The 21,182-nt window shown below is 55.4% G+C and carries 24 protein-coding genes; 17 read left to right on the top strand and 7 right to left on the bottom strand.

The genetic code is table 11. The features are described 5' to 3' along the window. Window positions 1-126: 126 nt before the first annotated feature. Window positions 127-603, top strand: a complete 477-nt coding sequence (locus AB8996_RS01005) for a hypothetical protein (RefSeq protein WP_369297112.1) — start codon at window positions 127-129, stop codon at window positions 601-603. Between the two features lie 70 nt (window positions 604-673). Here AB8996_RS01005 and spoVAC read toward each other — a convergent pair whose 3' ends face one another. Continuing rightward, a complete protein-coding gene (spoVAC, locus tag AB8996_RS01000; RefSeq protein ID WP_369297111.1) occupies window positions 674-1,117 on the bottom strand; it encodes a stage V sporulation protein AC in 444 nt (147 codons plus the stop codon). 333 nt (window positions 1,118-1,450) lie between these two features. On the opposite strand from spoVAC, the gene AB8996_RS00995 reads away from it, so the two are divergent. The 13 genes from AB8996_RS00995 to AB8996_RS00935 all read left to right on the top strand — a co-directional run bounded on the left by AB8996_RS00995 (window position 1,451) and on the right by AB8996_RS00935 (window position 14,430). Next, window positions 1,451-2,125 carry an amino acid ABC transporter permease gene (locus AB8996_RS00995; protein ID WP_369297110.1) on the top strand — a complete coding sequence of 225 codons (675 nt, stop codon included), beginning with the start codon at window positions 1,451-1,453 and terminating at the stop codon, window positions 2,123-2,125. Window positions 2,126-2,129: 4 nt separating this feature from the next. Further along, window positions 2,130-2,885, top strand: a complete 756-nt coding sequence (locus AB8996_RS00990) for an amino acid ABC transporter ATP-binding protein (protein ID WP_369297109.1) — start codon at window positions 2,130-2,132, stop codon at window positions 2,883-2,885. 35 nt (window positions 2,886-2,920) lie between these two features. Further along, the gene (locus AB8996_RS00985; RefSeq protein WP_369297108.1) at window positions 2,921-3,778 is read left to right on the top strand and encodes a transporter substrate-binding domain-containing protein; all 858 of its coding nucleotides are present in this window, start codon (window positions 2,921-2,923) and stop codon (window positions 3,776-3,778) included. A gap of 388 nt (window positions 3,779-4,166) precedes the next feature. Then, window positions 4,167-5,060 carry a sugar phosphate isomerase/epimerase family protein gene (locus AB8996_RS00980; protein WP_369297107.1) on the top strand — a complete coding sequence of 298 codons (894 nt, stop codon included), beginning with the start codon at window positions 4,167-4,169 and terminating at the stop codon, window positions 5,058-5,060. Window positions 5,061-5,169: 109 nt separating this feature from the next. Further along, window positions 5,170-6,795 (top strand): xylulokinase, encoded by a 1,626-nt coding sequence (locus AB8996_RS00975; RefSeq protein WP_369297106.1) that lies wholly within the window; start codon window positions 5,170-5,172, stop codon window positions 6,793-6,795. A gap of 62 nt (window positions 6,796-6,857) precedes the next feature. Beyond that, the gene (locus AB8996_RS00970; protein ID WP_369297105.1) at window positions 6,858-7,931 is read left to right on the top strand and encodes a M23 family metallopeptidase; all 1,074 of its coding nucleotides are present in this window, start codon (window positions 6,858-6,860) and stop codon (window positions 7,929-7,931) included. Window positions 7,932-7,973: 42 nt separating this feature from the next. After that, the gene (locus tag AB8996_RS00965) at window positions 7,974-8,831 is read left to right on the top strand and encodes a M15 family metallopeptidase (RefSeq protein WP_369297104.1); all 858 of its coding nucleotides are present in this window, start codon (window positions 7,974-7,976) and stop codon (window positions 8,829-8,831) included. Between the two features lie 236 nt (window positions 8,832-9,067). Further along, complete coding sequence (locus AB8996_RS00960; protein ID WP_369297103.1) at window positions 9,068-10,039, top strand: glycosyltransferase family 2 protein; 972 nt, start codon at window positions 9,068-9,070, stop codon at window positions 10,037-10,039. A gap of 251 nt (window positions 10,040-10,290) precedes the next feature. Next, window positions 10,291-11,262 carry a glycosyltransferase family 2 protein gene (locus AB8996_RS00955; RefSeq protein WP_369297102.1) on the top strand — a complete coding sequence of 324 codons (972 nt, stop codon included), beginning with the start codon at window positions 10,291-10,293 and terminating at the stop codon, window positions 11,260-11,262. A gap of 108 nt (window positions 11,263-11,370) precedes the next feature. After that, entirely contained in the window at window positions 11,371-12,657 is a 1,287-nt protein-coding gene (locus tag AB8996_RS00950) for an oligosaccharide flippase family protein (RefSeq protein ID WP_369297101.1), read from the top strand. Between the two features lie 18 nt (window positions 12,658-12,675). After that, window positions 12,676-13,815: a CDP-glycerol glycerophosphotransferase family protein gene (locus AB8996_RS00945; RefSeq protein ID WP_369297100.1), complete on the top strand. Its 1,140-nt coding sequence runs from the start codon at window positions 12,676-12,678 to the stop codon at window positions 13,813-13,815. Then, on the top strand, window positions 13,812-14,201 hold the full coding sequence (gene tagD, locus AB8996_RS00940) for a glycerol-3-phosphate cytidylyltransferase (RefSeq protein WP_369297099.1): 390 nt from the start codon (window positions 13,812-13,814) through the stop codon (window positions 14,199-14,201). The genes AB8996_RS00945 and tagD overlap by 4 nt, the downstream gene beginning before the upstream one ends. A 10-nt stretch (window positions 14,202-14,211) precedes the next feature. Continuing rightward, a complete protein-coding gene (locus AB8996_RS00935; protein WP_369297098.1) occupies window positions 14,212-14,430 on the top strand; it encodes a hypothetical protein in 219 nt (72 codons plus the stop codon). Window positions 14,431-14,738: 308 nt separating this feature from the next. On the opposite strand, the gene AB8996_RS00930 is transcribed toward AB8996_RS00935, so the two are convergent. The 3 genes from AB8996_RS00930 to AB8996_RS00920 are packed head-to-tail and all read right to left on the bottom strand — an operon-like array spanning window position 14,739 to window position 17,431. Then, window positions 14,739-15,719, bottom strand: coding sequence for an alpha/beta fold hydrolase (locus tag AB8996_RS00930; protein WP_369297097.1), 981 nt, complete (start codon window positions 15,717-15,719; stop codon window positions 14,739-14,741). Between the two features lie 54 nt (window positions 15,720-15,773). Next, window positions 15,774-17,018: an AI-2E family transporter gene (locus AB8996_RS00925; RefSeq protein ID WP_369297096.1), complete on the bottom strand. Its 1,245-nt coding sequence runs from the start codon at window positions 17,016-17,018 to the stop codon at window positions 15,774-15,776. A 20-nt stretch (window positions 17,019-17,038) separates the two neighbouring features. Further along, window positions 17,039-17,431, bottom strand: a complete 393-nt coding sequence (locus AB8996_RS00920; RefSeq protein WP_369297095.1) for a hypothetical protein — start codon at window positions 17,429-17,431, stop codon at window positions 17,039-17,041. A 324-nt stretch (window positions 17,432-17,755) separates the two neighbouring features. Here AB8996_RS00920 and rbr point away from each other — a divergent pair, with 324 nt between their 5' ends. Together rbr and AB8996_RS00910 are read left to right on the top strand one after the other, a co-directional pair. Beyond that, a complete protein-coding gene (gene rbr / locus AB8996_RS00915) occupies window positions 17,756-18,295 on the top strand; it encodes a rubrerythrin (RefSeq protein ID WP_369297094.1) in 540 nt (179 codons plus the stop codon). Window positions 18,296-18,421: 126 nt separating this feature from the next. Next, a complete protein-coding gene (locus tag AB8996_RS00910; protein ID WP_369297093.1) occupies window positions 18,422-18,883 on the top strand; it encodes an S-ribosylhomocysteine lyase in 462 nt (153 codons plus the stop codon). A gap of 78 nt (window positions 18,884-18,961) precedes the next feature. On the opposite strand, the gene AB8996_RS00905 is transcribed toward AB8996_RS00910, so the two are convergent. Next, window positions 18,962-19,261, bottom strand: a complete 300-nt coding sequence (locus tag AB8996_RS00905; RefSeq protein WP_369297092.1) for a helix-turn-helix transcriptional regulator — start codon at window positions 19,259-19,261, stop codon at window positions 18,962-18,964. Window positions 19,262-19,400: 139 nt separating this feature from the next. On the opposite strand from AB8996_RS00905, the gene AB8996_RS00900 reads away from it, so the two are divergent. Beyond that, complete coding sequence (locus AB8996_RS00900; RefSeq protein WP_369297091.1) at window positions 19,401-19,847, top strand: NINE protein; 447 nt, start codon at window positions 19,401-19,403, stop codon at window positions 19,845-19,847. Window positions 19,848-19,905: 58 nt separating this feature from the next. Here AB8996_RS00900 and AB8996_RS00895 read toward each other — a convergent pair whose 3' ends face one another. Then, window positions 19,906-20,232 (bottom strand): branched-chain amino acid transporter permease, encoded by a 327-nt coding sequence (locus tag AB8996_RS00895; RefSeq protein WP_369297090.1) that lies wholly within the window; start codon window positions 20,230-20,232, stop codon window positions 19,906-19,908. After that, window positions 20,229-20,960 carry an azaleucine resistance protein AzlC gene (gene azlC, locus AB8996_RS00890; RefSeq protein ID WP_369297089.1) on the bottom strand — a complete coding sequence of 244 codons (732 nt, stop codon included), beginning with the start codon at window positions 20,958-20,960 and terminating at the stop codon, window positions 20,229-20,231. Before azlC ends, AB8996_RS00895 begins: the two co-directional genes overlap by 4 nt. Between the last annotated feature and the right edge of the window lie 222 nt (window positions 20,961-21,182).

The following is a 21,182-nucleotide window of genomic DNA, read 5'->3' as shown; positions in this document are numbered from 1 at the left end:
CCTCTCTACTCTCCTTGAATTTACTCAATGCGAAACCCCGGAGGTGCCCCTATCTTTTGGCATAGAATAAGCCGACCGTTTCCCTGGCAATCTGCAATTGACTTCTTTCGGTATTTGTAGTAGATTGTGGGTAAAATCATACATTGGGTGTGGAGCATGATGAATGAATTTCTTGCATGGCTGAAAGAGAACAAAATCAGCATAAGCGGCAAGTATAAGGGAAAACGGTGGGGTTCGGTCAATCAAATGGAAAACAGTGATTGGCAGCTCCGGGTATGCGTTCAGTATGATGAATATTTGAACTCTTTTTTGTCGAAAGAACCTCCTGCCATGCAGGAACTGGTCAACAGGCGTACGGGATACGAGGGCTGCGGAAGATGTATTGACGGAAAATGCGCTTTTACCGGCGTTGATTTGATAAATCCAACGGAAGACCAGATCGAGTTGGCAAAAAGGCTGATCAAATTCAGGATCAGCGCAATTCAGGACGGGCGGATCCCGAAGTGCAGTTATGTAAAAATATCGAAACGGGGAGAAACGATCGAGCCGTGCGCCGCATGTAAGGTGTGCGACCCCAAATGCAAAGCTATGAAAAAATTTTAACATATTGCCGTTGCAATATAAAAAGAGACTGTCCTTTTCCAGACAGTCTCTTTTTATGATCTGGGATATCCTACAGCCGGAACACGACCAGGATAATGCCGTAAACGATGCTGGCGGTAATGCCGAACACAAGGACGGGACCGGAAACGATAAACATTTTCGCGCCGAGACCTGTGATGAAGCCCTCGCTTTTGAATTCCATTGCCGGGGAGACCATGGAATTGGCAAAGCCGGTAATGGGTACCAGCGTGCCGGCTCCGGCATGCTTGGCGATCTGGTCGTACCACCCAAGGGCAGTGAGAAGGGCGGAAATGAAAATCAGGCTGATGGACACTGCCATGCGGGCGTCTTTAATTTCCAGCCCCCAGCTTTGGTACAGCTGGAGCATACCCTGCCCCATGGTGCAGATCAGCCCGCCGAACAGAAACGCCAGCAGGCAGTCCTTGCCTACCGGGGAATTGGGCGACGCCTGCTTGACCCGTTCATCGTATTGCTGCTTTGATACTGTTTTCAAAGAAATCTTCCTTTCCGGGCGGAATTTATCCTATAGTTTTGCCCCGCATTTCGCATTTATGCGTTTCCCTGCGCCGCGCGCAAGGCTTCCAATTTTCCGGCTCTTTTCTCACTTGGAATTGTTTTCGCCAGAGGAGAAATGTGAAAAATGTAAAATCTTTATAAAAATTCTTGACAAGTTTATAAACAGGGTACATAATAGAGCCAGTGACCGAAACCAGAGTATCCTTCCGCCCCTCCGGGCGGCTCATATCGGGGAGTTTTTTGAACGATCCGGCGGTTGAATTTGACGAGCCGACCGATTTACCTCTCCCCCGAAAGGCGTGAATACAACATGACAGAACGATTGTGGGGGATCCTGGTGGATTCCTTTGGAAAGATTCTTGTGCCCGGTCTGATCGCCACCATTCCGCTGACGGTGATCGCCTTTTCCATCGCTATGGTAATCGCCGTTGCCATGGCGCTGGTGCAGTTTGCCAATGTCAAGGGCTTAAAACAGTTTGCCCGCTTCTATATCTGGGTATTCCGGGGCACGCCCCTGCTGGTGCAGCTTTTCGTGGTGTTCTACGGCTTTCCCAGCATCGGGCTGCTGATCGACCCCTTTCCGGCGGCGGTGCTGGTGTTCTCGTTGAACGAGGGCGCCTACTGCGCGGAAATTGTTCGGGCGGCGCTGGAAGCCGTTCCCCAGGGGCAGCTGGAAGCCGGGTACTGCACGGGCATGACCTATATGCAGACCATGCGGCGCATTATCCTGCCCCAGGCAATGCGGACGGCGTTCCCCTCTCTGGCAAATTCCATCATTGCCATGGTAAAGGACACTTCCCTTGCCTCCAACATTACCGTGACGGAAATGTTCATGGCGACCCAGCGCATTGTCGCCCGCACTTACGAGCCTCTGGCGCTTTACATCGAAGTGGGTCTTGTCTACCTGCTGTTTTCCACGGTACTGACAAAGCTGCAGAGCTGGGGAGAAAAAAAGCTGAACGCCCACATGAAACAGGAGGACTGACGGTATGGCAATGCTGGAAATCAAGGGCATCAAGAAATCCTTTGGAACACTGGAAGTTCTCAAGGGTGTGGACTTAAAGGTGGACAAGGGCGACGTGGTGGCGATCCTGGGACCCAGCGGGTCGGGGAAAACCACATTGCTGCGGTGCATCAATTTTCTGGAGACCGCCAACGGCGGCACCATGAATTTTGACGGCGAGGAGTTCCATTTTGGACACATTTCCAAAAAAGACATCGCCCGGCTGCGCAGGAAAACCGCCTTTGTGTTCCAAAGCTACAACCTGTTTTTGAACAAGACGGCGCTGCAAAACGTGACCGAGGGCTTAGTGATCGCCCGGAAAATGCCGAAAGCGCAGGCGGAGGAGATCGGCAGGCGCTGTCTCGACAAGGTAGGGCTTTCCGACCGCTGTGACTACTACCCCAGCCAGCTTTCCGGCGGGCAGCAGCAGCGGGTAGCCATTGCGCGGGCCCTTGCCACCGACCCGGAGATCATCTATTTTGACGAGCCCACCTCCGCCCTTGACCCGGAGCTTACCGGGGAAGTGCTTGCGGTCATGCGGCAGCTTGCCGACGAGGGCATGACCATGCTGGTGGTCACCCACGAAATGGGCTTTGCCAGAACGGTGTCCAACCATGTCATTTTCATGGAGGACGGTCTGGTGGTGGAAGCAGGAGAGTCCGGGGCGTTGTTTGAAGCGCCCAGGGAGGAACGCACCAGGGAATTTTTAAAGGTCGTCGGCGGGATTCCTACCGCCGAATGAACACATAACATCATTTCACAAAGGAGAGGTTTTTTATGAAAATCACAAGTAAGCTGACCGCGTTGCTGCTTGCCGTTCTGCTGGTGTGCGCCACGGCGCTGTCCGGCTGCTCTCAGGGCGGCACAGCTTCTGCCCCGGACAACAGCGCCCCGGCGCAAAGCGCCACCGCCGCTGACGGCGACCTGCTGGCACAGATCAAGGAGAAGGGAGAGGTCACCATCGCCATGGAGGGCACCTGGGCGCCCTGGACCTACCACGACGAAACCGACAAGCTGGTGGGCTACGACGTGGAAGTGGGACAGTACATTGCCGACTATATCGGCGTAAAGGCGAACTTCATCGAGGGTGACTGGGACGGTCTGCTGGCAGGGCTGGAATCCGGGCGGTACGACATGATGATAAACGGCGTCACGGTGGACGAGAGCCGGAAGGAAAAGTACCGTCTTTCCACCCCTTACGCCTATGACCACACCGCCGTGGTGGTGCAGGACACCAACAGCGACATTCAGTCCCTGGACGATCTGAACGGCAAAAAGACCGCCAACACGCTGAACAGCGTCTATGCCCATCTGGCGGAGGAGCACGGCGCGGAGGTCACCGGCGTGGACGACCTGAACCAGACCTTTGAGCTGCTGCTCAGCGGCAGGATCGACGCCACCCTGAACTCCGAGCTTACCTACTACGACTACATGAAGGAGCACCCCGACGCGCCCCTGAAGATCGCCGTGATGACGGAGGAAGCCAACGAGACCGCGATCCCCCTGCGCAACGGCGATGACACCGCTTCCCTGATGGAAGCCATCAACGGCGCGCTGGAAGAAATGCGCCAGAGCGGGAAGCTTGCCGAGCTTTCTGAAAAGTATTTCGGCTCCGATATCACCAACGCTTCCTAAAGGAGGTTTTGCGTCACAAGGGGAAGCTTTCTTAAAAATAAAATACAGGTAACGGCAAAAGGCGGCGCAGGGTTCCTGCGCCGCCTCAGTCTGTCGATAAAGCCTCCAATGAACGAATACGGAGGGAAAGAGAGTTGAGAGAGAGAACCGTCAGGGTTCTCTTTCGCTTTTCAATCACAACATATCGAGGGAATCAAAGATTCCCTCAATATGTTTGAGCGGGGCGAAAAAACATTTCGCTCCGCTCAGGGAACCGCCCGCAGGGCTTGAATTTCCGGGAAAAATGTGATAAGATATTTATATATAATTACCGCAGCAGGAGGCGCGTTTTGCACCTACCGGTATTTCAGGCAAACGTTCGGACAAAAAATTTTCGGGAGGTTTTTCTATGAAAGTCGGTATCGGTACATATTCCTTCGGCGGCATTGCCAGCTATCTGGGCTTGGGTCCTACACTGCTAGAAAAGTTCCAGACCATTCGGGACCTGGGTTTCACCAGTGTGGAGCTGCTCCCGGTGGATCTGGACAACGACGTGGAGGACATCAAAAAGTGGCTGAAAGAGACGGGCTTGACCGTCACCTCCGTTCACGCGGAGCCCACGGAAGAGATCGTCAAGAAAATGGCTGCTCTGGGCGGCAAAGCCGTGATCTGGGCAGGCACCCCCTTCTGCAACAAGGAGGAAGCCATTGAGGTTGCCCATCTGCTGGACGAAATGGCGGAAATGGCGGAGCCCTACGGCATTAAGATCGGCTACCACAACCACAGCCAGGAATTTTACATGGACGAGGGCAAATGCCTGCTGGAGCACCTGCTGGACAACAGCACCAAATGCTTCTCCCAGCTGGACTGCGGCTGGGCGCAGAACGGCGGCATGTATCCCCCCTACTTCATTCGCAAGTACAAAAACCGCATTGTCTCCATTCACGTGAAGGAAAATAGCCGCGTGCAGGGTCCCGGCGGCGTGCCGGCTTCCCGGCGGGAAGCACAGCAGAACGGCGGTGGGAACCCCTTTGCCAAGGCGGCGGAAATGCCCCTGGAGGAGCGCCAGAAGATCCTGGACGGCTTCACCGCCCAGCAGAACAGCCCCGAGGGCAAGAAGCGCTTTGAGGTGCAGTGCAAGATGGGCGCGCCGGAATCCAACATGGACTGGAAAGAGATCAAAAAGGCTCTGGACGAGCAGGATTTTGAAGCCTTCTGGGTGGTAGAGCGCGAGGGCTTCTACGCCGACCACGACCAGTGCCTGAAGGACGACTGCGCCTGGCTGATGGAAAATATCCAGTAATTTTGCCGTATTTGGCAAAAAAGCGCTGCTTTTTGCGGCGCTTTTTTGTCTCTGCTTGTTACAATATCTTATTTCATCTCATCATATTACAGGACAGGAGAGCTGTATTATGGACGAAAAAAGAAAAAATGCCAAAAGCCCGGAAACCGTAAAAAACTGGATCGCACAGGGCGACACCGCGCTGGGGATCGAGCTGGGCTCTACCCGTATCAAGGCGGTGCTCATCGGGGCGGACCATTCCCCCGTTGCTTCCGGCGCGTTCGATTGGGAAAACCGGCTGGAAAACGGCGTGTGGACGTACCGCCTGGACGACGTGTGGACGGGCATTCAGGCAGCCTACCGGGAGCTGCGGGAGAACGTGGAGCGCGAATATGGCGTCATGCTGAAGCGCCCCGGGGCGCTGGGCGTCTCCGCCATGATGCACGGCTACCTGCCCTTTGATAAAAACGGCGCCCAGCTGGCGGAATTCCGCACCTGGCGGAACACCATCACCGAGGGGGAAGCGGCGGAGCTGACAGAGCTGTTCCACTTCAACATTCCCCAGCGGTGGAGCATTGCCCACCTGTGGCGGGCAGTAAAAAACGGGGAAAGCCATGTAGCTCAAATCGGCTATTTGACTACCCTTGCCGGGTCCGTCCACTGGAAGCTCACCGGGGAAAAGGTGCTGGGCGTAGGGGAAGCCTCCGGCATGTTCCCCATCGACAGCGGGACCGGGACCTTCCACGCCGGCATGGTGGAGCAGTTCGACAAGCTCCTTTCAAAGCGCGGCATTCCGTGGCGGCTGGGGGATATCCTCCCCAAAGTGCTCCCTGCCGGAGCGCCTGCCGGAACGCTGACGGAAACCGGCGCGCGGCTTCTCGACCCCACCGGGGCGCTGGAGGCGGGCGTCCCCCTGTGCCCTCCCGAAGGTGACGCTGGAACGGGCATGACCGCCACCAACAGCGTGTCTGTCCGCACGGGGAACGTATCCGCCGGCACGTCCATTTTTGCCATGGCGGTTCTGGAACGCTCCCTTTCCAGGGTCCACCCGGAGATCGACATGGTCACCACCCCCGCCGGGCTTCCTGTCGCCATGGTACACTGCAACACCTGCACCTCCGAGCTGGACGCGTGGGTGAAGCTCTTTGGGCAGCTGCTGGAAGCGGCGGGCACAAAGCTTCCCAAATCCCGGCTTTACGACCTGCTCTATCAGCAGGCGCTGCTGGGCGAGCCGGACTGCGCCGGGGTTTTAAGCTACAACTGCTACTCCGGCGAGCCTGTGACGGGCTTAGAGGACGGGAGACCCATGGTGGTGAGAAAGCCGGACAGCCCCCTGACGCTGCCCAACTTCATGCGGGCGCAGCTCTACGCCGCCATGGCGACCTTGCAGATCGGCATGGATATCCTGTTCCGGGAAGAACAGGTCACCCTGGAGAAGCTGTACGGGCACGGCGGGCTGTTTAAGACGAAAGGCGTAGGGCAGCGGCTGATGGCTGGCACCCTGAACGTGCCCGTTGCCGTGATGGAAACCGCCGGGGAGGGCGGTCCCTGGGGCATGGCGCTCCTCGCCATGTACCGAAAGAACCGTCAGCCCGGCGAAACGCTGGAAAGCTACCTTGATGAAAAGGTCTTTTCCGGCGCTGCCGGAAGCTGCGTGCAGCCGGAGCAAACCGATGTGGAGGGCTTCCGGCGGTATATCGTCCAATATCAAAAGGGGCTTGAGATCGAGCGCCTCGCGGGAAAAGTCCTGCCCTGAGCCCGTTCTAACGAACAAGCCGCTTCGCATAGCATACCGGGAGAGATTCTGGAACCCGGGTGATGGAAATGTTCGTAACGCTGAAGCTCCGCAAAAAAGCCCTGTTGACTGTGCTGCTGTTTTGTTGTATCCTAATGACTGCTGCCCTTCCCCTGCTTTATGGGGCTGCGGCAACTGCCGGGGAACCGGCGGAGCAGCCGGAGAGGGATTTTATCAAATGGGTGGATTTTACCGTGCCGGAAAGCCTGCTCCGGGACGCCTTGGACGTTGACCTTGCCACCTACGCGGACGAAAGCCGCCCCCACATCGGCTGGGTGGAACTGATTGCCTATCTGGGCGCAAGGTACGGCGGGGACTTTACCAGGTACAGGAAAAAGGACCTGACCGCCCTGGTGCAGCGGGTGGAGGACGGGGAGCCCGTTTCCCAGCTTGCCGCCGGCATGAAATATTTTGACTACTATCTGGAAGCCTACGGTGCTGTGCTGAATGGGCTGGTGGGCGAATACGAGGTGGAGACTGAGCAGGGCTGGGAAAAGAAATACGGCCTGCGGGGCTGCTCCCCCATTGCCGACACCTTTCCCTACAGCGACTATGACGACTTCGGCGCCGGGCGCAGCTATGGATACAAACGCAAGCATTTGGGGCACGATATGATGGCGGCGGTGGGCACGCCGGTGATCGCCGTGGAATCCGGCGTGGTGGAAGCCATGGGCTGGAACCAGTACGGCGGCTGGCGGCTGGGTATCCGCAGCTTCGATGGCAAGCGCTACCACTACTATGCCCATCTGCGGCAGAACCGCCCCTACGCGGAGGGGCTTGCCGTCGGGCAGACCGTGATGGCAGGCGATGTGATCGGCTATGTAGGGCGCACCGGCTACAGCCTGACCGAAAATACCAACAACATCAACGCCAGCCATCTGCATTATGGCTTGCAGCTGATTTTTGACGAATCCCAAAAAGAGGGAAACAACGAGATCTGGGTGGACGTATACGCCCTGTGCAATCTGCTGCACCGCCACCAGAGCAGCGTGCGGCGGGACGACGCCACCAAGGAATGGAGCTGTGTCCAGCGGCAGCGGGAGGATATCCCGGACGACCGCTTTGTCCCCCAGCCCACAGAAGCCCCTTCAGAATGATTTCCGTCCTATGGCGGACAGACGTGAAAAAGGAGACCGTTTATGAACAAAGCAGAACGTGAGCTTGCCCGGCGGGAGCGGGAGCGGATCAGAAGGAGAAACCTGAAAATTGTCAAGCTATGCGGCATTGTCGTGCTGGTTGTCATTGCAGGTTCCCTGCTGGTTTCCGCCATTTCCGGCGCGCTTTCTTCCGGGAACGGAGAAAATGACGCTTCCTCCGGCAGCTTGGGTATTTCCGTGAGCCAGGCTTCCTCCTCCGACCCCAGCGCCCTGCCCGCCATGGCAAACGCGGTATCCGCGCCCACGCCGACCCCCGTCCCAGCCGACCCCCGGCTGTCCGATCCCCTGCTGGTGCTGGTCAACAGTGAAAATCCCCTGCCGGACAACTGGAAGGTGGACCCTGTGACAGTCGCCGGGGAGGAGCAGGTGGATTCCCGCGCTTACGATGACCTGACCGCCATGCTGCGGGCGGCAAATGACGCCGGCGTTACCCTGTGGCTGGCTTCCAGCTATCGCAGCGTGGAGCTGCAGCAGGAAATCCTGGACCGCGCCGTGCAGGAGCGGGTTTCCCAGCGGGGCATGACCGAGGAGGAAGCCATGGAGGACGCTTTGCACACCATCAACCGCCCCGGCTACAGCGAGCACCACACCGGGCTGGCGGTGGACTTCAACGATGTGAGCAACGACTTTGAAGAGACAGACGCTTATTACTGGCTTTCAGAGCATGCCGCGGAGTACGGCTTTATCCAGCGGTACAAGAAATCCAAGGTGGAGTACACCGGCATCAATAACGAAAGCTGGCACTACCGCTATGTGGGGAAAGAGTACGCTCAGGACATGGAGGAGCGCAACTATTGCCTGGAGGAATACATCGAATACTTGAAAAACGGCGCGAATTAGTGATTTTTGTGAGAGGAAGCTTCTTTCCTCTCTTTCTTTTTGCCCCGCGTTTTTTCTCTTGGCACCAATTTGCCAAATTTCCTGAAAAATAGTATAATGAAAATGTTAGGTTCAGAATCTTAAATGGTAGAAAGGGCAGAATTTCATGGTCGGGTCGCGCAGGGTCTTCCTGCACAGACCAGCTTCACGAGTGCCCTTTCTCTAATAACTAATGACTGTACACCGGAGGTATTTGTATGCCCAAAAGCAGTGTGATCGTTCCCGTATATAATGTAAAGGACTATCTGGAAAAATGCGTGGCTTCCGTGCTGGCACAGACGGAGAAAGACTTTGAGCTGCTGCTCATCGACGACGGCTCCACCGACGGCAGCGGGGCGCTTTGCGACGCCCTCGCCCAGCGGGACGGGCGGATACGGGTCATTCACCAGGAGAACCGGGGGCTTGGCGGCGCAAGAAATACCGGCATTCAGGCGGCAGAGGGCGACTGGCTGCTGTTTGTGGACAGCGACGACTGGATCGAACCCGGGCTGCTGGAAAAAACGCTGGCAGCCGGAGAAAGCAGCGAAGCGGAGATCGTTTATTTTTCCCTCCGCTCGGTAGACCTTGGGGGAAAAGAGCTGAGCGTGTTGAAGGACGCGCTGCCCATCGGGACAAGCTTCACGGCAAAAACCCAAAAGGACGTGTTCCTTTCCTATCCCTGCGCCTGCAACAAGCTGTTTTCCAGAAAACTGTTTTTGCGCACCGGCGTGCTGTTCCCCCCAAGGGTCTGGTATGAGGACGTCCGCACCACGGTCAAACTGGTGGCGGAGGCGAACTCCCTCATAGCCATCGACTATGTGGGGTACAATTATTTGCAGCGCCCCGGCTCCATCATACAGAGCGTCAATTTGGAGCGGAATATTGAGATCGTGGACGCCTTTGACGATATCCTCGCCTATTTCCGGGAGCAGGGGCTTTTTGAGGAGTACCGGGACGAGCTGTGCTTTATGACCCTGTTCCATGTCTACCTCACCGCTTCCGTCCGGGTGATCCGGCTGGACAGGCACAGCGATCTGCTGCCAAAATTTGCCGCGTATCTCCGGGAAAATTTCCCGGACTACCGGCAGAATAAGTACCGGGCGACCCTTACCAGAAACCAGAAAATCATTTTGTCCCTGCTGGAAAAGAAGCTCACCTTTCTCATTGCCCTGATTTTCAAAATCAAGTAAGTTTTTCTGCGTGCTGTCTGTAATACCGTCTTTCGGCACGGCGCGTTTTCGCGCCTGTCTCCCTTTATTTGCCAAAAGCGGAAAAGCGGTGTATAATGATCGCAGGCGATCATCACAGAGAACCCCTGAAGCGCGAAGCGCTTCTCTTTTCTCACAAGCTCGAAAAGCACCGGGCTTCTCCGAGTAGGTGGCGCATTCTGCGCCTTATAATAGACCTGTTGATTTTTTGATTTTCCCGGGAGGAGGAACCTATGCCAAAGGCAAGTGTGGTCGTACCCGTGTATAACGTAAAGGATTATTTGGAAAAGTGCGTCGATTCTATCCTTGCGCAGACAGAGCAGGACTTTGAGCTGCTGCTCATCGACGACGGCTCTACCGACGGCAGCGGGGCGCTTTGCGACGCCCTTGCCCAGCAGGACGGCAGGATACGGGTCGTCCATCAGGAAAACGGCGGACCGGGCGCCGCCCGGAACACCGGGGTCCGGGAAGCGGTGGGGAAATGGCTGCTTCAGGTGGACAGCGACGACTGGATCGACCCCGAACTGCTGGAAAGGACCATAGAAGCCGGGGAACGGGAAAACGCCGACCTCATCATCTTCGGGATACGCTTCGTGGACGAAAACGGCAAGGTTCTCAGCGTTTTTACGGAACCCGGTCTTCCCAAGGATATCGGGCTTTCTCCCCATGAATATAAGGAGCTGCTCCTGACGGTGCCGGGTCCCACAAAGCTGTACCGCAGGGAGCTGTTTTCCAGAGTGGGCGCGGAGTATCCCGTAGGGATATGGTACGAGGACGCCGAGCTGTTCCCCAAGCTGGTGGTTTCCGCCCGCTCCGTGGTTTTTTTGAGCGGCGCCGGGTACAATTACCTGCTGCGCTCCGGCTCCACCATGCGCAATTCCAATGTTGACCGCAACGGGGAGATCCTTCTCGTGACGGACAGCATTCTCGATTATTTCCGGGAAAAGGGACTGTATGAGGAATACGAGGAGGAGCTGTGCTACTTCACCTTCTCCCATCTCTATCAGGCGGCGGTACGGGTCCTGCGCGAGGACCGGCGGCACCCTCTGCTTCCGAAGCTCCAAAGCTACCTGACGGAACACTTCCCTCAGTACCGCAGGAACAGGTATATGGTCAGGATATCCCGGAACCAGAAGCTGGTGCTTTTCCTGCTGGAACGGAAATGGTACCTTCCCGCCTCCCTGCTGTTTCGGATCAAAAGCTGACAAGCCCCGTTTCCAAAGGAAACGGTCTTTGGGGCAGCCGCCCTGTCAAAGCCTGCTTTTGGAGCAGCGCCGCACAAGACAAAATCAGTATTTCTAAGGAGAACCGACATGAAGCTTTTCAAGAAGCCGCTGCGGGGGCACGTCCTGCTGGAAAATACGATCATGCTCTATATTCTCACCTTTTCCAACGCTTTTCTGGGACTTATCACCCAGGGATATCAGACCAGGGTGCTGGGCACCGCGAATATCGGGCTGCTGGGCGCCGCCCAGTACACCACCAACTTTTTCCAGATTTTCATTGATTTTGGCTTTATCATGTCCGCAACCGCCAAAATTTCCCGCCACCGGGAGGACAAGGAATATCTAAACCGCACCCTGACCTGCGTGGTATCCGCCAAATGCCTGTTCATGGTCGTTTCCTTTCTGGTCCTGATGCTTTTTGTCCGCCCCACGCTCAAAGAGCCGGGAGAGCTGCTGGCGTATGTGTTCTACCTGCTCTATGTGTGCATGGTAGCCCTGCTGCCGGACTTCATGTACCGGGGTCTGGAAAAGATGTCCGCCATCACCGTGCGGGCAGTGCTGGTCAAGATATTTGCCACATCTATGGTCTTTGTATTTGTAAAAAAGCCGGAGGATTATTATCTTGTGCCGCTGATCTCCGCCATCGGCAACGCCGGGGCCACCCTGTTCGTTTACTGGCACCTGTTCGCGAAGATCGGGCTGCGGTTCGCAAAGGTCTCTTTCCGGGACATCTGGAAGGAAATTCGGGACGCTTCCCAGTTTTTCCTTTCCAAGGTGGCTGCGTCCATCAATTCCAACCTGAACGGCATTCTGCTGAAAAATGTCGCCGGTCCCGTGGCGACGGGGCTTTACACCAATGCCGATAAGGTCATCAGCACCGCCAGGAACGGAATGTCCCCCATCGGGGACAGCCTGTACCCCCATATGATGAAGCACAAGAACTTCAAGCTCATCAAAAAAACCATGCTGTACGGCTATCCCATTATCCTTGCCGGGTGCGCCTTTGTGTTCGTCTTTGCCCGCCCCATGCTGGTGCTGTGGCTGGGCGAGGAGGTCGGCGCGCAGGTGGTGCTTCCCCTGCGGCTGCTGATCCCCGCGGCAGTGTTCACCTTCCCCAATTACATTCTGGGATATCCCACGCTGGGGGCCATGGGGCTTGCCAAATTTGCCAATATCTCCGTGGCGTTCGGCACGGCGGTCTATTTGATCGGCGCGGGAGTTTCCTATTTTACCTGCGGGATCAATCTGGTTTCCCTGTGCGTGCTCACCTCGCTGACGGATTTCTCGATCCTGGTGTTCCGGCTGGTGGTCATTTTCAGGAACCGCCATCTGATGCGGGCGGAGGAAACCCCCGCGCCGGAAAATAAAACCTGAGAAAGGACGGCGGTCGTCATGGCGCTGCTGGAAAAAATCTGGAGAAACGGGGTTTCCCTGTTCTGCTCCCTGCTGCCCAAGGACCAGAAAAAGGCTTTCTGCCAAAGCTTTATCGGGCGGGGCTTTTCCGATAACCCAAAGCCTATCGCCCAGGAGCTGCTGCGCCGGGGCTGGAAGGTCTACTGGGCGGTGAAAGGCGAAGCGGAAGCCGCCTCCCTGCCGGAGGGGATCCACCCGGTAAAGATCGGCAGCGCGGCGGAAGCCTTTCATCGGGGCACTGCCGGCTTATGGGTGGACAACTGCCGGAAATGGGGGCGGCTGTTCAAGCGGAAGAACCAGTTTTACGTCCAGACCTGGCACGGCTTCCCTTTGAAGCGCATCGAGGGAGACGCTGTGGAAGCCCTTGACCCGGAATATGTGGCGACTGCCAAAATGGATTCCCGGCTGGCGGACCTATTCCTTTCCGACAGCAGGTTTTTGACGGATATCTACCGCCGGGCGTTCTGGTACGACGGCGAAATTTTGGAATGCGGCTTTCCCCGGAACGATATTCTCTTCGGAGAACACCCGGAGCTTACGGAAAAGGTGCGGAAGACGCTGGGCGTAAAGCCGGAACAAAAGCTTCTGCTGTACGCCCCCACCTATCGGAAGGACAAGGGGCTTTCCGTATACGATGTGGACTATGAAAAATGCGTCAGGGCGCTGGAGCGGCGCTTCGGCGGGGAATGGCTGATCCTTGCCCGGCTGCACCCCAACGTGGCGGACAAGGCTTCCGAGTTGAAGCTTGACCCCCGCTATGTAAAAAACGCTTCCGACTACCCGGACATTCAGGAGCTGTACCTGGCGTGCGGCGCCCTGCTTACCGACTATTCCTCCTCCATGTTCGATTTCATGAACACCGGGAAGCCCTGCTTCCTGTATGTCAACGACGTGGCGGCTTACGCAAACGACCGCAACTTTACCTTTGACCTGACCCGTCTTCCCTTCTCCCTCGCTGAAAACAACACGGAGCTGGAACAGAGCATTCTGGCATTTCAGGAGGAACAGCAGGCGGAAAAGGTGCAGCGGTTCCGGCAGGAATTCGGCATGGTGGAAAACACCGGGGACGCTGCCAAAAAAACTATAGACTATGTGGAACAAAGGAGGATTTCCCTGTGAAACGCGTCATCACCTACGGCACCTTTGACCTGCTCCATTACGGGCACATCAATCTTCTGCGCCGGGCAAAGCAGTATGGGGACTATCTCATCGTGGCGCTGTCCACCGATGAATTCAACTGGAACCAAAAGCAAAAGAAATGCTATTTTTCCTATGAAAAGCGGAAGCAGCTTTTAGAGGCGATCCGCTATGTGGATCTGGTGATCCCCGAGGAAAATTGGGAGCAGAAAGCCACCGACGTCAAGGAATACCATGTGGATACCTTTGTCATGGGCGACGACTGGGAAGGGAAATTCGACTTCCTCAAGGAGCAGTGCGAGGTGGTCTATCTCCCCCGCACCCCGGAGATATCTACCACCCAGATCAAAAAAGATTTGAATAAATAAAGGAACTGCCATGAGCAAATACGATCTCCTGTGGAAGTACGTGTCCCAGCAGGACACTCCCTCCTTTTCCCTGACCTTCGCCGAAATAGAAAGGATTTCCGGCGTTCCGCTGGATCACTCTTTTTTGACCTGCAAAAGAGAGCTGATTGCCTATGGATATCAGGTGGGGAAAATCTCCATGAAGCAGCAAAAGGTGGAGTTTCGCAGGCTGGAAGAACAACAGCGCTGACCCGAATAATACCACATAAAAAAGCACGACCGCTTTCGATTTTGGAAGCGGTCGTGCTTTTATTTTGAAAATTTCCTGGGAAACTTTCAATTCACGCGGGCTTTTTCTGGGCGGGGCTTCTTCCAGCAGGTGTATTCCCCGATATGGCGAAAGCCATAGGGAGCGGCGATCCGGCACTCATCGTCTCCCATGAAATAGCACAGGGCTTTGGCGCCGGAACCCAGACGAAGTCAGGATAAGGCTCAATTCCCTCCCATTTTGTCAGTTCCCGCAGCATATCCTTTCTCCTTCTCCGTTCTCACTGAGAGCTAACGACCCACAGCCCCGTACCAGGTGTGGAATTTTTCCGCGATCTCCTCCGGGTGGGTGCATTGAAGATAGTGCCCGCCCTCCAAAATCACGGTTTCGCTGTGGGGATTTTCCGTCAGCTCCTCATGGAGCTCATACCACGTGTCCGCTTCCCCGCCAAAATCCTCCAGCATTTCCGCGGAATCCGTGGACAGGAACTGCAGCACCGGCAAGGCGCCGGGCAGCTTCTCATCACGGCGCTGTGTCAGCGCGTCGTCTGCCAGCAAAAGCTCCTGCAGCATATCGTCCGTATCGCCGTTATTGAGGCACAGGCGGCGGTACAGCTCCATTTCCTCCTGGGAATAGCGTTCCGGGTCAATGGGGGCAGTGATCCAATCGGGCTTTATTTTGGAAACCAGCCGCAGCAGCCCCACGCTTTTCAGCCTGCGGACGCTTTTCTCCATGCGCAGGTTGATCCCGCTGATATCGGCATAGTCGATGAGCTTCGGCACGGTCATGTCGATCCCTACCAGCGCGCTGACCTCCTCCCCATAGCGGCTCAGGTATTCCATGGCGATAATGCCGGAATAGGAATGCGCCGCCAGAATGTATTTCCCCAGCCCCAGCTTGTGCAGCAGCTCGTGAAGCTCCTCCGCCACATTCTCCACCGTCCGGGGAGAAGGCGCGGGATCGCTGAGCCCGTAGCCGAAGTATTCCACCGTTACCGTGGTGTAATGGGCGCCCAGCAGCTCTGCCAAAGGCTGGTACACCATAGCGGGGGAAGCTTCCCCCGCGCCGGGCAGCAGCACCACGGTCTCTTTGCCGCTGCCGCTGACCTTCACGCACATTCGCCTGCCCTGCACCTCGATCTTCCAGCCGTATGCGTCCTTCAATTTTCGCTTGTCCAGCAGGGCGCACACCCTTTGCGCAGCCGCCCCGGTCAGCGCTGCCGCGCCCAGAACACCGGCGGTCCTGCCGATCGCTTTGAATAATTTACTCATTTTCCTTTGCTCCTTTCCCCTATGGGGTTTTCTCAGTTTGCTTCACAGCTTCTATTAAATATTCTCCAGCTTCTGCTGGTCCATATCGTCCTCGGTGGAAACAGGGTTGGTCAGTCGGGGGTCCTGGGGGTCGATATCCTTTGCCCGCAGCTTCCGCAGGACGGAGGAGCGGAACAGCCGGTAGATCACTGCGGTGGTGGGCGTTCCGATCAAAATGCCGGGAATGCCCAGCACCGCCCCCCAGAACAGCACGGCGAACAGGGTCCACACCGGGGGCAGCCCAATGGACGAGCCCACCACACGGGGATAGATCAAATTCCCCTCTACCTGCTGCAGGCACAGCAGGAATATCAGGAAGATCAAAGCTTGAATGGGGTGTACCAGCAGCAGGATCACCACGCCGGAAACACAGCCAATGTACGCGCCCAAAATGGGGATCAAAGCGCCCAGCGCCACGATAGAGGAGATCAGCAGGGCATATTCCAGCCTCAGAATGCTCATGCCGATATAGCACAGCGAACCCAAGATCACACATTCCAGAAGCTGTCCCCGGATAAAGGAGAAAAACACCTTGTTTGCCGTTGCGCCCACCCGGGCGATCCCCCGGGCTGTTTTTGCAGGCAAAAACGCCAGCAGCGCCGACTTTCCCCCCCGCAACAGCTTTTCCTTGCCGAACAGCATATATACGGAGAAGATGAAGCCCATCACAAAGGTGAACACGCCGGAAGCCACGTTCACCGTAACGCTTACAAGAGAGGTCAGGAAGTCGGTAGTCACCTTGGTGGCGTTGGACAGCAGGGTGCTCCAGTTAAAGCCCTTGAGGAAATCCTGAATAAAGGTCAGGTCGTTCTTCTGGGCAAATTCCGTCACCCACCGCACGGCGTTGTTCGCGTAGACAGGAATGGTTTCCTGCGCGGTAATTGCCAGCCCCCGCAGGGATTCCACCAAGCCGGGAATGATGAAGCAGGTGATAAAGAGGATCACCAGCAGGACCACCAGGTACGCCAGCAGCACTGCCACCGGGCGCTTTGCCTTTTTCCATGCCTTTGCCTGACATTTGGCAAAGGGGCGGAACACAACGTCTTCAAAAAAGTGGACGAACACATTCAAAATGTAGGCGATGACGATGCCGCAGAACACAGGGGCAACGGCGTTCAGCAAAATCCTCAGCCACGCCAGCACCGTGTCAAAGCGCAGCACCATCAGCGTCAGCAGCGCCGCCAGAAGCAACAGTACCGCCCCGGTATACAGCGCGCCCTTTTTCTCTCGCAGATCACTCTTTACGTCCCTCAATTTCATCGCAGACCCCTCTTTACTCCTCAGGTTTTTGTCTGGAACACGTGGTGGCAGCTTTGACAGGTCACTTCAATTTTTCCCCTGCCCCGAGGCGCCCGCAGCTGCTGCTTACAGCTTGGACAGCGGAAATATTTATACTGCTTCCGCTCCTGCCACTTCCGCTTCTGAAGCGCCAGCCGGTTTTTGACCGACAGCCATATTTTCCAGAATTGCTGATTTTCCCGCTGCCGCGCCGGAATATTTCTGGACAGCGCGCGAAACAGCGCATAGAGCAAAAGCACATCGGACACCCAGCACAGCGGGCGGAAGAATATCGCGCCAAGAATGGACAATACTAACGCCAGGATCAGCAGCGCGAAATTCATCTGATCCGAACCGTATCTCCCGTAGAAAAATCGTTGCAGCCTTTCTCTCATTCCGAAACCACCTTTTGAAATTCAGCTTCCCATGACAGGGCGGCAAGCTCCGCCCAGCCTCGAAAAGCTCCTGTTATTTTTAGTATATCGCTGAATTTCACACTTTTCAACCGAACAGAGGATAGCTTCACGATAAATTTACAATTTGCAGCTGCGCTGCAGGCAATTCGGGAAGTCGGCGAACAGACGAAAAACTTCTTTGTGGTGGGCAAAATAAAAATAAGAATAATTCTTATTTTTGTCTTGACTTCCAGATTTTCCCTGCTATAATAAAGGTAGCCAAGCACGATAAATAAAAATTTTACAATTCAGGAGGAAGCATTTATGGCAGAATTGAAGGGCAGCAAAACAGAAGCGAACCTGCTTACAGCGTTTGCAGGGGAATCTCAGGCACGGAACAAATACACCTACTATGCGTCTAAGGCAAGAAAAGACGGCTATGTGCAGATCGCTGAGATTTTTGAGGAAACCGCCGCCAATGAAAAGGAGCACGCCAAAATGTGGTTCAAGCTCTTAAACGGCGGCATCGGCGACACGCTGGACAATTTGAAGGACGCCGCGGCAGGAGAGAACTACGAATGGACGGATATGTATGCCGGCTTTGCCAAGACCGCCCGGGAAGAGGGCTTCGACCATATCGCCGAACTCTTTGAGGGTGTGGCAAAAATCGAAAAAGCCCACGAGGAGCGGTATTTGAAGCTGGTGAAGAACATCGAGGAAGGTCTTGTGTTCTCCAGAGACGGCGACGTCATCTGGCAGTGCGCCAACTGCGGGCACATCGTCATCGGAAAGAAAGCCCCGGAGGTCTGCCCCGTCTGCGCTCATCCTCAGGCATATTTCCAGATCAAGGCGGAAAATTATTAAAATCCAGTTTCTCAGAAAGCGCCGGTTCCCCGGCGCTTTTTCTGTTTTGTTTCCCCTGCTTTTTCTCTCTTGACAATGTCGAAAATTCGGATTATAACTAGAGCAAACCGCATTGGGAGGACAAGCATGAAAACGATCGCCAGCTTTACCGTGAACCATGATATTCTGGAAAAAGGGATGTACCTGTCCCGGATAGACGGAGATGTTGTGACCTACGATATCCGCATGAAGAAACCAAATGGCGGAGATTATCTTACAAACGGCGCGCTCCATACCTTTGAGCACCTGTTCGCCACCTATGCCAGGAACAGCCGCTTTTCCGACAGCGTGATCTATGTAGGTCCAATGGGCTGCCGCACCGGGTTCTACTTCCTTCTGCGGGACAGCGTGTCCCAGGAGGACGCCATCGCCCTGGTGCAGGAAAGCTTCGCCTTTCTTCGGGATTTTGAGGGGGAAATCCCCGGCAGCAAGCGCTGGGAATGCGGCAACTACCGGGAGCACGATCTTCCCGGCGCCAAAGCCGTGGCAGCCGATATGCTGCAGGTCCTGGCAGGCTGGCGCCCGGAACAGCTGAAATATCGGGAATAGAAAAATATCCGTCCGCAACACGCATGACCGCCGCCACCTTTCGGTGACGGCGGTTTTTTCACTGGGGGACCCAGTTTTTCATTCAGAGCTGTTTTGCTTCTGAAAATAGGTCAACAGGGAATAAAGAATGGCTTTCTGATCCTCGGTAAGGCTGTCCAGTTCTATCACTTCCCGCTGCTCCAATCCCAAAAGGTAATCGGTGGACACATGGAAAAACAGCGCCAGCTCTACCAGCTTGGGAGCGGTGGGCACAGAAATCCCCATCTCCCACGCGTTTACGCTGGAACGGGTCACGGACATGATTTTTGCCAGGTCTGTCTGGGTCAGCCCACGAGCCGTCCGCAGCCGCTTAATTCGGTTGTCTGTCTGAATCACCACAGGCGCACGCTCCCTTTTTGTCAATTATAGCTTGCGCTTTGCGATATCTAATTATCATCTTTGATTATTTTAACTTGACAAATTGGTCCCTCCGTGATATCCTATATCAAGATTCGACAAATCTTGAGGAGGTATTTTCATGGATAACGAACAGCATATCGATCAGCCCGCCGCTTCCCAGCCGGAAGCAGCAGTGCCGCAGGCTCCCGCTGCTCAGCAGGAACCGCCTCAGAAATTTTGCAAGCACTGCGGCGGGAAGATTCCGGCGGATGCGGTGATCTGCACCCTGTGCGGCAGACAGGTGGAGGAAATGGGTTCTGCCCCCACCCCCAGCATCGTCATCAACAATTCCAATGAAAACGTGAATACAAACCAGAATATTAACGCTTACATGAAATCAAAGGAAAAGAATAAGTGGGTGGCAGTGCTGCTTTGCTTCTTCCTGGGCGCTATCGGCGCGCACAAATTTTATGAGGGCAAAATTGGCATGGGCATTCTGTACCTGTTCACGGTAGGTCTGTTCGGTATTGGCGTGCTGGTGGACTTTATCCGCCTGCTTTTCCGCCCAAATCCCTATTACGTGTAAGAGTCTCTCCATGATAAGAAAAACTACCTGACGCAGTTTGTCAGGTAGTTTTTTTGCCTTAAAACACCAGCTGTACCAGAAGCATATAGCAGATAGTCCCGCCGGCAATGGAGAGGAGCATTTGCTTTTTCCACAGGTGGAGGGCAACCACTACGGCAATGGCGATCAGCTCAGGAAGCCCGTGGCTGCCGGCAAGCGGGTTCACGTTTCGCAGGCAGTAAACGACCAGAAGCCCGAACACCGCCGCGGGGAGGAATTTTCCCAGATAGCGGACGTATTTCGGCGTGGGCTTTCCTGCCGGGAACAGCAGGAAGGGCAAAAAGCGAGTGATCATCGTGCCCAGTACCACCATGCCGATGGTGATAAGCTGCTGGGAAAGCGTCATACGGCTCTGTCCCCTTTCTCAAGAGGTCTGCGGAGCAGGGTCAGCGCGGCAAGAATGGCAGCCATCGCGGGAAGAATGAAGTTGTCCGCGCCGAAAGCGATCAGGCACAGCAGGGACAGCCCCAGCCCCAGCAGGGAGCTGGCGTGATTCTTCTCCTTCAGCCACTGGTTCAGGAAAATCACCACAAACATAGCGGTCATGACAAAGTCCAGCCCCTCCGTATTGAAGTGAAGAAACGAGCCAAAAATGCCGCCCAGGGTCGCGCCTGTGACCCAATAAAGCTGATTCAGCAGCGTGACAAAGAACATAAACCAGCCCCTGTCCACGTCCTCCGGGACTTGGGCGGTGCAGTTCACGGAAAAGCTTTCATCGCACATTCCAAAAATGAGGTACCACTTTTTCCACCCTGTTCCCCGGTACTTATCCAGCATGGAAATACCGTAAAACAGGTGGCGGGCATTGACCATCAGCGTCATTGCCAGCGCCTGCAAGGGGTCAAACGCGCCCAAAAGCAGGTTCACCGCCACAAATTCCATAGACCCGGCAAAAATGGTCATGCTCATGAGCATGGGGTACCAAAAGCTGAAGCCGGAAACATTCATATATATCCCGTAGGTGATCCCCAGGAACAGGAACCCGGCAAGAATGGGGAGCGTATGGGGAAAGGCGCATTTCAGCGCTTTTTTCCAATCAGCCGGGCTTGTCCGTCCTTTCATCATCGTTTTCATAAAGAACCTCTCCTTGAACATTTTCCCGTAAAATACAGAGCTAGGGTTACTCATGCCGCACAGAACGCACATACAGGGGCAAGCCCCGTATGTGCGTTCCTTGTTTCAAAGGGATTGTATTGTCATTTAACCCCTCTGCATTCTTTGCACCAAGATTGATTTCTGATTACTCCTTGCTCACCTTTTTGCATTTTTCTAAAACCAAACTCGCTCAATGGCTTT

Origin of the sequence: uncultured Neglectibacter sp. (assembly GCA_937958185.1) — a bacterium.
Classification (GTDB): domain Bacteria; phylum Bacillota; class Clostridia; order Oscillospirales; family Acutalibacteraceae; genus Acutalibacter.
This window is presented reverse-complemented; position numbering and strand designations above follow the sequence as displayed.